The sequence below is a fragment of the Micromonospora sp. NPDC049201 genome (assembly GCF_055586805.1).
Genome location: NZ_JBVJHM010000027.1, coordinates 1 through 9,520, shown reverse-complemented (window position 1 = coordinate 9,520; position 9,520 = coordinate 1). Strand labels below are relative to the sequence as shown.

The following is a 9,520-nucleotide window of genomic DNA, read 5'->3' as shown; positions in this document are numbered from 1 at the left end:
GTCGACCCCTGCAACCTGCAACTGCTCTACCAGGGTCGGGCCACCAACTCCGGCGGCGACTACGGCCTGCTGCCGTACCGGCCGGGTCTGCTGACCCTGCAACGCTGACCGGTTTCCGGCGGCTCGTCACGGGCCGGTCTCCCCACCCGGGAGGCCGGCCCTCGGCGTACCTCAGGCGGGGTAGGCGCGGGTCTCCGCGGCCTTCACCGCGGCCCACACGGACCGGCCGGGTACCAGATCGAGGTGGGCGGCGGCGGCCGGCGTGACGTCGGCGGCCACCGTGATCGGGCCGTCCAGTTGCACGCGGAGGTTGTCGCCGTGGCGTTGCAGCCCGGCGATGACCGCGGCCCAGGCGTTGCGCGGGCTGCCGTCGGGCCGGCTCGGATGCAGGGCGACGGCCGACGGCGGGAACGCGACGAACGCGTCGCCGTGCAGTGGGTCGGCGACGGTGAGGGTGAGCCGGTCGCCGACCCGGACGGTCCGGCCGTCGGCGGTGCCACGGTAGAGGTTGAGGCCGACGAGCCGGGCGACGTAGTCGGTGCGGGGCCGCGCGGTGATGTCGGCGGCGTCGCCGTCCTGCACGACCCGACCGTCCTCGACGATGACGAGCCGGTCGGCCAGGACGAGCGCGTCGAGCGGATCGTGGGTGACCAGCAGCGCGGCACCGGGATGGTCGCCGAGGTGCCGGTGCAGTTCGGCGCGGGTGTCGAGCCGGGTCCGGGCGTCGAGCGCGGCGAGCGGCTCGTCGAGCAGCAGCAGCATCGGGTCGACGGCCAGCGCGCGGGCGAGCGCGACCCGTTGGGCCTGCCCGCCGGAGAGCTGCCGGGGCCTGCTGCGTGCCCGGTCACCCAACCCGACCCGGTCGAGCCAGTCGGCGGCCCGACGCCGCGCGGTGCGCCGGTCCGCGCCGTGGCGTCGCGGCCCGAAAGCCACGTTGTCCAGTGCGCTCAGGTGCGGGAAGAGAAGGTGGTCCTGGAAGACCACGCCGATCGGGCGCCGCTCGGCAGGTGTCCAGAGGTTCCGGTCGGGCCGGTCGACGGGTTGCCCGGCGAGGGCGAGGTGACCGGCGCTCAGCGGTTGCAGGCCGGCGAGGGCGCGCAGGGCGGTGGTCTTGCCGGCGCCGTTCGGGCCGAGCAGGGCGACCACCTCGCCGGCGTCGATGCGCAGCGGCAGGTCCAGGCGGAAGGTGCCCCGGTCGACGACCAGGTGCGCGTCCACGACGGGGGCGGGGCTCATGCGCTGGTGATCCACTTGTCACGCAGGCCGGCGAGGATCGCCACCGACACGGTCAGCAGCACCAGGCTGAGCACGACCGCGCCGTCCAGGTCCCCGCCCTCGATGGTCTGGTAGACCGCCAGCGGCATGGTCTGGGTGACGCCCGGGTAGTTGCCGGCGAACGTGATCGTGGCACCGAACTCGCCAAGCGCCCGCGCCCAGCACAGCACCGCTCCGGCCGCCACGCCCGGCGCCACGAGCGGCAGCGTGACGTGCGTGAACGTGGTCCAGCGTCCCGCGCCGAGCGTGGCGGCGGCCTCCTCGTAGCGGGTGTCCGCCCCGCGCAGCGCACCCTCGACGGCGATCACCAGGAACGGCATCGCGACGAACGCCTCGGCGACCACCACGCCGGTGGTGGTGAACGGCAGCGTGAAACCGAACGTGGCGTCCAGCCACCCGCCGAGCAGGCCCCGACGCCCGAACACCAGCAACAGGGCCACCCCGCCGACCACCGGCGGCAGCACCAGCGGGACCGTGACCAGCGCGCGGACCAACCGGCGGCCGGGAAACCGGGCCCGCGCCAGCAGCCAGGCCAGCGGTACGCCGAGCAGCAGGCACACCAGCGTGGCGACGGTGGCCGTCTGCACCGAGAGTCGGAGCGCGGTCAGCGCGCCGGGCTCGGTGAGCCGCTGCGGCAGGCTGGCCCACGGCGCGCGGACCACCAGCCCGGCCAGCGGCAGCACCAGGAACAGCAGGCCCACCAGGGCGGGCACCAGCAGGGCCGCCGGCACCCGTTGCGCCCGACGGCGACGCGGCGGCCCGCCCCGGCCCGCGGTGGGTGCCCCGGTCGAGGTCACGGCGCCTGGAAGCCGGCACCGGTCAGGACCGCCGTGCCCCGGTCGGATCGCACGTAGGCGACGAAGGCCCGCGCGCCGGGCCGGTTGGCCGCGTTCTTCAGCGCCACGATGGGGTAGTCGTTGACCGCGCCGGCGGACTCGGGGAACTCCACGCCGTCCACGTCGGCGGCGGCGGCCCTGGTGTCGGTGCGGTAGACCAGCGCGGCGTCGACCTCGCCGAGCTTCAGCTTCGACAGGGCGCCCTTGACGTCCTGCTCCAGCGTCACCGGCCGGAGTGGCACCCGTGCGGCGCTCAGGGCCCGGGTCGCCGCCGCGCCGCAGGGCACCTGCTCGGCGCAGAGCGCCACCTTGAGCCCGGGCCGGGTGAGGTCGGCCAGCGCGGCGACGCGCTTCGGGTTGCCCCTGGGCACCGCGATGACCAGTTGGTTGCGCGCGAACGTGGCCGGGGAACCGTCGCCGTTGCCGGCGTCGGTGACCGTCTGCATGTTCTTCGGCGCGGCGGAGGCGAACACGTCCGCGGGCGCGCCCTGGTTGATCTGGTTGGCCAGCGCGGAACTGCCGGCGAAGTTGAACCGCACCGTCACGCCCGGGTTGGCCGCCTCGAAGTCCTCGCCGATCCGGGTGAACGACTCGGTCAGCGACGCCGCCGCGAACACCGTCACCGTTCCGGTCACGCCGGAACCGGAGGCCGAGCCGGCCGGCGAGGAGCCGGTGCCGCCACCGCAGCCGGCCAGCGTCAGCGCCGTCACCCCGGCCAGCGCGGCGCGGACCATACGTGCCCCCATCAGGCTCTCCTCCCCGTGCTTCACTCGGCCAGGCTCACGCGCCCGGCCGTGGCCGGTGCGCCGGGGTGGACCGCTCCACCACCACCGTGGTCGACTTGATCACCGCGACCGCGACCGACCCGACCCGCAGGCCCAGCTCCTCGACCGCCTCCCGGCTCATCAGCGAGACGATCCGGAACGGCCCGGCCTGGATGTCCACCTGGGCCATCACCGTGTCCTTGGTGACCGCGGTGACGATCCCCCGCAGGCGGTTGCGGGCCGAGGACTCCTCGGCCCGGCCGTCCGGCCCGCCCGCCTGCTCGCGGACGAAGCCGGCCAGTTCCACGCCGTCGATCACCCGGTGGCCCTGCTCGTCGCGGGACGCGGGCAGCCGGCCGGCATCCACCCAGCGGCGCACCGTGTCCGCGCTGACGCCGAGCAGTTCCGCCGCCTCCCCGATCCGGAACACCGTCACGCGGGGCATCGTACCCGTACGCATCTGCGGCGGGAAACTCTCATCATGTTCTGCGGATGCAATGGCTTACCACTAGAACGGGCCGCATCTGCGGCAGTCAGGTGGGCGTCGGCGGGCACCCGGCGACTCACCCGCGCTCCTGACCCGGCGGTCAGCCCGTTTTCCCGTTCCGCCGGTTTTCGGCTTTCCTGAAGGGAAAGGTGGGGGTAGGGAGTCACGCCGCCGGAGTCGGGAAACGCCGTGAAGATCGGTTACAAGCTGACCTGCTTCCGAAAGATCTGGAGACCCACCGTGAAAGCTCTCATCTACCGCGGTCCCCGTGACGTCGCCGTCGAGGACCGGCCCGACCCCACCATCCAGGCCCCCACCGACGCGATCATCCGGATCACCACCACCAACATCTGCGGCTCCGACCTGCACATGTACGAGGGACGCACCTCGGTCGAGGCGGGCAAGATCCTCGGCCACGAGAACATGGGCGTGGTGGAGGCGGTCGGCGACGCGCTCACCCGGATCAAGGTCGGTGACCGCGTCTCCGTGCCGTTCAACATCGCCTGCGGCACCTGCCGCAACTGCCTGCACGGCTGGACCAGCTTCTGCCTGCGCACCAACCCGACCGAGGGGATGGACGGCGCGGCCTACGGCTACGCCAACATGGGCCCGTACGACGGCGGGCAGGCCCAGTTCCTGCGTGTGCCGTACGCGGACGTCAACCTGCTGCGCCTGCCGCCGGGCACCGAGCACGAGAACGACTTCACCATGCTGTCGGACATCTTCCCGACCGGCTGGCACGGCACCGAACTCGCCGGGCAGGCCCCCGGTGACACGGTCGCCGTGTTCGGCGCCGGCCCGGTCGGGCTGATGGCCGCGCACAGCGCGCTGATCAAGGGCGCGGACCGGGTGTTCGTGGTCGACAAGGAGGCGGACCGCCTGGCCATGGCCGAGAAGATCGGTGCCGTTCCGATCAACTTCGGCGAGGGCGACCCGGTGCGGCAGATCATGGACGCCACCGACGGGGCGGGCGCCGACTGCGGCGTGGAGGCGGTCGGCTACCAGGCCCACGACCCGTCCGGCGAGGAGCACCCGGAGCTGGTGCTGGACAACCTGGTCGACGTGGTCCGCTCCACCGGTGGGATCGGCGTGGTCGGCGTCTACGTGCCGCAGGACCCCAACGGTCCGGACAAGCGGGCGCGGGAGGGCCGGATCGGCTGGCAGTACGGCACGTTCTTCACCAAGGGCCAGCGGATGGGCACCGGCCAGGCCCCGGTGATGCGCTACAACCGGCAGCTCCGCGATCTGATCATCGCCGGCCGCGCCCGGCCGTCGTTCCTGGTCTCGCACGAGCTGCCGCTGGCCGAGGCGCCCGAGGCGTACGGGCACTTCGACCGGCGTGAGCAGGGCTGGACGAAGGTGCTGCTGCACCCCAACGACTGAGTACGCGTACGGATGGCAGCCACGGCCGGGGCGGCCAGAATTCTCCCCATGCGAACGCGAACTCTGATCGCCCTGGCCGGGGTCGCCCTGAGCGGCCTGATGCTCACCGCCGGTTGCTCCTTCGAGGAGGCCATCTGCGCCGACGGCGAGTATCCGGCCATCGCGGTCGGCGGGCAGGGCGGCAGCGCCTGCTTCCCGGACGGACAGGAGCCGACCGCGCCGTACGTGCGTTACCCGGAGGGCAAGGTCCCGCAGCACGTCGACGACGAGTGGGACGTCTACTGGCGCACCCACGGCATCGACGAGAAGGGCGCGATCATCGAGCGCTGACCGGGGTCACCCCGCCGACGTCGCGGGCGAACTCCTCCACGGCGGTGCAGACCCGCCCGAGCGCCTCGGCGGAGCCGGCCAGCGGGCCGGGCACCATCAGCGAGTGGTCGGCGCCGGCCACCTCCACCACGTGCGGGCTGAGCCGGCGCGCCACCGCACCGTCCCAGCTCGCGTCCCCGGTGCCGCCGGCCAGCAGGAACGGCGACGTGGCGCGGCTCAACGGCTCGCGTACGGCCGGCTCGTGCAGCAGCGGGGTCAGCCAGACCGCCGGGATGCCCCGCTCGGCGGCGAGCGGGGTGGCGAAACTGCCCAGCGACTTGCCGACCAGCAGATCGACGCCGGAGTCGAGGACCGGCGCCAGTTGCGCGGCCACCCAGCCGGGCGCCGCGTCCAGGCGCAGCTCGTCCAGCCGCTGCCAGGTCACCTCGTGCACGTCGAAGCCGAGCCGGCGCAACGCCTCACCGAGGTAGACGAAGAGCGGACCCCGGGTGTCGTAGCCCCGGCCCGGGGCGAGCACCGCACGCCGATCCGCCATGGTCCCTCCCTCTCGTCCGGTCCCGAGCCACGCTAGCGGCTGTCCGCGCGCCGGGTGGTCCCGTGCCGGCGCGGATGGCGGGCCTTCCCGGAGACGCCGGCCCGTTAGGGTCCGGCCATGAGCGTGCATCCCCGCATCGTCACCGACGACTTCCCGGCCACCCTCGCCTTCTACACCGCCCTGCTCGGCGAGCCGGAGAAGGTGGTCGACGAGTTCGAGTACGCCGGCTTCGACGCCGGTGGCGAGACCGTGCTCGCGCTGCTCGGCCGGCGGGCCGCCGAGGCGGTGCTCCCGGTCGGGCGGGGCGACGGCGGCGTGCTGGTCGTGGTGCCGGTGCCCGACGTGGACGCCACCGTCACCGCGCTGCCCGCCGGGGCGGTGGTGGCCGAACCCGCCGACCGTCCCGGCTGGGGCGTCCGCTCCGCCTACCTGCGCGACCCCGAGGGCAACCTGGTCGAGGTGCAGTCCTGGCCGGCCCGCTGACCCGGCCCGCTCACAGCCGCTCCGGGGTGCGGATGCCGAGCAGGTACAACCCCTGCCCCAGCACCCGCGCGGTCAGGTCGCACAGCGCCAGCCGGCTCTCCCGCACCCGCCCGTCGGCCCGCAGCACCGGGCACCGCTCGTAGAACGCGCTGAACGCCACCGCCACCCGGTGCAGGTGTCCGGCGAGCTGGTGGAACTCCAGGCTGCCGGCCACCGCGTCGACCACCGCCGGAAAACCGACAAGCTCGAACGCGAGCGCCCGCTCCGCCGGCTCGACCGGCGCGACGTCCGCGTCGGGCCGCGCCGCCACGCCGGCCCGCCGGAAGATCGACCGGATCCGGGAGTACGCGTACTGGAGGTAGGGCGCGGTGTTGCCGTCCAGCGACAGCATCCGCTCCCAGTCCAGCACGTAGTCCTTGCGTCGGTCACCGGCCAGGTCGGCGTACTTGATCGCGCCGATGCCGACCGCGCGTCCCACCTCGGCGGCCTCCGCGTCCCCCAGCTCCGGGTTGCGTTCCCGCGCCAACGCGGTCGCGCGTTCCACCGCCTCGTTCAGCAGACCGACCAGCTTCACCGAGCCACCGGCCCGGCTGCGCAGCATCCGCCCGTCCGGCCCGAGGATCGACCCGAAACCGACGTGCTCGGCGCGGGCCGGCGGGGCCAGCCAGCCGGCCTGCTCGGCAGCCGCGAAGACCATCTCGAAGTGCCGCCGCTGCGGCAGCCCCACCACGTAGAGCAGCCGGGTCGCGCCCAGCGTGCCGGTCCGGTGCCGCAGCGCGGCCAGGTCGGTCGCCGGATAGCCGTACCCGCCGTCGGACTTGCGCACGATCAGCGGCAGCGGCTCGCCGTCCCGCCCCACCGAACCGGGCGGGAACACGCAGTCCGCGCCGTCGCTGCGCCGCAGCAACCCGAGCCGGTCCAACTCGTCGACGGTCGGCGCGAGCAGGTCGTGATAGCTGCTCTCGCCCCGGAAGTCGGCTTCGGCCAACGTCACGTCGAGCAGCTCGTACACGGTCAGGAAGTAGCTCTCGGACTGCGTCACCAGCAGCCGCCACAGCCGCAGCGTCGCCGGGTCCCCGCCCTGCAACGCCACCACCCGCAGCCGGGACCGGTCCCGGAACGCGGCGTCCGCGTCGAACTTCTCCCGCGCGGCCTTGTAGAACGCGTCCAGGTCACCCATCGACAGCTCCCGCGCCGCCCCGGCCTCGCCCAGGTCGACCAGGTGCTCGATCAACATGCCGAACGGCGTCCCCCAGTCGCCGAGGTGGTTGGCCCGCAGCACCCGGTGCCCCAACCACTCCAGCAGCCGGGCCGCCGCGTCCCCGATCACTGTCGAACGCAGGTGGCCGACGTGCATCTCCTTGGCCACGTTCGGCCCCGAGTAGTCGACCACCACGGTCTCCGGCCCGGCGGCCACCGGCACCCCGAGCCGCGGGTCGGCGGCCAGCGCGGAGACCAGCGCGCCGAGCGCCCGGTCGGCCACCGTCAAATTGAGGAAGCCCGGCCCGGACACCTCGACCGACGCACAGAGGTCGGCCAGCTCCGCGCGCTCCCGTACCTCCTCGGCGATCGCCCGCGGCGGCCGGCCGAGCCGCCGGGCCAGCGCGAGCGCCGCATCGGACTGGAAGTCCGCATGATGCGAGCGCCGCACTACCGGGTCCACCGGCCCGCCGGCCACCGCCGCGAACGCCGGCGCCAGCCGGTCGGTCAACAACTTCTCAAGATCCATGGGTACGCCGATCTCGCTCGATCCGCCGCGCGGATCACCGGACGGGAAGGCGGCGGAGCGAGGACGATCGACGACGACCGGCGGCTCGATCCGCCGGTCGCAGGAGAAAAAGCTCAGCGCAGGCGGTCGCGGGACCGCCGGCGTCGCAGCGCGCCGAGCCGGACGTCGGGGGACGCCGTCGGGTACGCCTGCGAACTGCTCATGCCCGCAGCGTAACCGGCCGGCCCGGGGTCGGCGCAATCGCTTACCCGGACCGGCCGGTGGCGTACCTGGTCGTCAGGCCGGTGCGGCGGCGGCCCTGCGGTAGCGCTCAGCCCTGCCGGTAGCTCTCCGAGTAGTAGGTGCCGACCCGCTCCCGGTAGTCGGCGCGCGCGAAGTCGTCCGGGTCGAACGCCGGAGAATCCTTGACCTGCTCCCGGCTCCGGTCCACGTGCACGACCCGGTCCAGGTGGTCGACCCGGGCCACGGTGCCGGCCGGCAGCAGCACCTTCCTCCCGAAGATCCAGGGGCCGGTGTCCACCACCAGGTAGCGGGCGTCGGCCTCCTCGTTCGCCTTGTCGATCGTGCCGATGCGCCCGTCGGTCGCCTCCACCCGGTAACCGGTCAGGTCGATCGGGGTGCCCGGGCCGGGTGCGTCGACGCCCTCGTCCGACCCCTCGGCGCGCTGCCGTGGCACGTCGCCCGGGCGGGTCTGGTCGTAGCCCCCGGCGAGCGCGGACGGATCGCGCCAGGCCCACGGACTGAACGGCTTCATGCTGGCACCTCCGCGGTGTCGTCTCGGCACCGGAAACAGTGCCCTGGCGGCAGCCGGTGAAACCCGGGCGCCGCGACGGCACCGGGCGGGCCGCACCGCCGGTCTCGGCGGTCGGGTCGCTGGCATACTGGCCGACCATGGTTCTGTCGCGTGGTTGGTCGTTGTTCCTGGTCGGGGTCGGGGTGTGGACCTGGGTGATCTGGCCGAGGTTCGCGGTCGCGATCTGGAACGACCCGCGGGCCTGGTCCGCCGGCACCGTCGGGGAGGGCGAGCCGACCGGCTTCCTCTGGGTGCACGCGCTGCTCATCGCCGGGTCACTGGCGATCGGCACGACGGCCGGTGTCCTCGGCGTACGCGGCTGGTTGGCGACCCGCCGCCGGTGAGGATCGGACCGGCTCGTCGCCGCTGGTGGCCGTGCCGAGCGCGCGGAACTGGGCAGATAGCTCGTTGGTGATGATGTGACGCGGGACGCTACCCCCCGGATTTGACGATCAAACCCGCAGACGCGTAACTTTCTCTCTGCCAGCGCGGAACGGGGCAAACGGGATGAAAGCCCGAGGCGCCGATCCACGCAGGCACCGAGTTCGAACGGGGTCTCACCACCCCGTGAGGACGCGGTCCGGGAGGGGCTCACCGGAACGCCGCAGGGCGGATTTGGCGGAGCGGAACCGACCGGGTAGAGTTGTCGACCGGCAGGGAACCGGGCGAGCTTGCGGGAAACCGCAACGGCCGGCCTGTCAAATCCGATGATCAAGCGCAGCGGTTGACCGCTGCGCGGGTTCACCGGGCGCCAACCCGTACGAAGCACGACAGACCGGGACACACGGTTTGACACGGCGGAGACGGTGAGGTAACGTAGTAAAAGTGCCCGGCGCGAGAGCGGCGGGGATGTGAACGAAATGCCCCGGGTCGGGGGCCTCCTGGTGGGGGTTTCCGGTGTGGTG

At 73.4% G+C, this 9,520-nt stretch carries 11 protein-coding genes; 4 read left to right on the top strand and 7 right to left on the bottom strand.

Features of this window, described 5'->3' with window-relative positions:
* Positions 1-171: 171 nt before the first annotated feature.
* The 4 genes from ACZ6O5_RS31145 to ACZ6O5_RS31130 form a co-directional block, all read right to left on the bottom strand.
* Positions 172-1,236: an ABC transporter ATP-binding protein gene (locus ACZ6O5_RS31145; protein ID WP_465981891.1), complete on the bottom strand. Its 1,065-nt coding sequence runs from the start codon at positions 1,234-1,236 to the stop codon at positions 172-174.
* A complete protein-coding gene (locus tag ACZ6O5_RS31140) occupies positions 1,233-2,006 on the bottom strand; it encodes an ABC transporter permease (RefSeq protein ID WP_357306727.1) in 774 nt (257 codons plus the stop codon). The genes ACZ6O5_RS31145 and ACZ6O5_RS31140 overlap by 4 nt, the downstream gene beginning before the upstream one ends.
* A 62-nt stretch (positions 2,007-2,068) precedes the next feature.
* Complete coding sequence (modA, locus tag ACZ6O5_RS31135; RefSeq protein ID WP_465981890.1) at positions 2,069-2,857, bottom strand: molybdate ABC transporter substrate-binding protein; 789 nt, start codon at positions 2,855-2,857, stop codon at positions 2,069-2,071.
* A gap of 34 nt (positions 2,858-2,891) precedes the next feature.
* Positions 2,892-3,311 (bottom strand): TOBE domain-containing protein, encoded by a 420-nt coding sequence (locus tag ACZ6O5_RS31130; RefSeq protein ID WP_281934193.1) that lies wholly within the window; start codon positions 3,309-3,311, stop codon positions 2,892-2,894.
* Between the two features lie 291 nt (positions 3,312-3,602).
* On the opposite strand from ACZ6O5_RS31130, the gene ACZ6O5_RS31125 reads away from it, so the two are divergent.
* Entirely contained in the window at positions 3,603-4,745 is a 1,143-nt protein-coding gene (locus tag ACZ6O5_RS31125) for a glutathione-independent formaldehyde dehydrogenase (protein ID WP_465981889.1), read from the top strand.
* A gap of 48 nt (positions 4,746-4,793) precedes the next feature.
* Positions 4,794-5,075, top strand: coding sequence for an SCO0607 family lipoprotein (locus tag ACZ6O5_RS31120; RefSeq protein ID WP_405091616.1), 282 nt, complete (start codon positions 4,794-4,796; stop codon positions 5,073-5,075).
* Here the strand turns inward: ACZ6O5_RS31120 and ACZ6O5_RS31115 are convergent.
* Positions 5,062-5,610, bottom strand: a complete 549-nt coding sequence (locus tag ACZ6O5_RS31115) for an alpha/beta hydrolase (RefSeq protein ID WP_465981888.1) — start codon at positions 5,608-5,610, stop codon at positions 5,062-5,064. The genes ACZ6O5_RS31120 and ACZ6O5_RS31115 overlap by 14 nt on opposite strands.
* Positions 5,611-5,727: 117 nt before the next feature.
* On the opposite strand from ACZ6O5_RS31115, the gene ACZ6O5_RS31110 reads away from it, so the two are divergent.
* The gene (locus tag ACZ6O5_RS31110) at positions 5,728-6,093 is read left to right on the top strand and encodes a VOC family protein (protein WP_465981887.1); all 366 of its coding nucleotides are present in this window, start codon (positions 5,728-5,730) and stop codon (positions 6,091-6,093) included.
* Between the two features lie 10 nt (positions 6,094-6,103).
* On the opposite strand, the gene argS is transcribed toward ACZ6O5_RS31110, so the two are convergent.
* Together argS and ACZ6O5_RS31100 are read right to left on the bottom strand one after the other, a co-directional pair.
* Positions 6,104-7,822: an arginine--tRNA ligase gene (gene argS, locus ACZ6O5_RS31105; protein ID WP_465981886.1), complete on the bottom strand. Its 1,719-nt coding sequence runs from the start codon at positions 7,820-7,822 to the stop codon at positions 6,104-6,106.
* A 310-nt stretch (positions 7,823-8,132) separates the two neighbouring features.
* Positions 8,133-8,576, bottom strand: a complete 444-nt coding sequence (locus ACZ6O5_RS31100) for a PRC-barrel domain-containing protein (protein ID WP_465981884.1) — start codon at positions 8,574-8,576, stop codon at positions 8,133-8,135.
* 137 nt (positions 8,577-8,713) lie between these two features.
* Between ACZ6O5_RS31100 and ACZ6O5_RS31095 the strand changes: the two genes are divergently transcribed.
* Positions 8,714-8,959 carry an SCO4848 family membrane protein gene (locus tag ACZ6O5_RS31095; RefSeq protein WP_465981882.1) on the top strand — a complete coding sequence of 82 codons (246 nt, stop codon included), beginning with the start codon at positions 8,714-8,716 and terminating at the stop codon, positions 8,957-8,959.
* Positions 8,960-9,520: the final 561 nt, after the last annotated feature.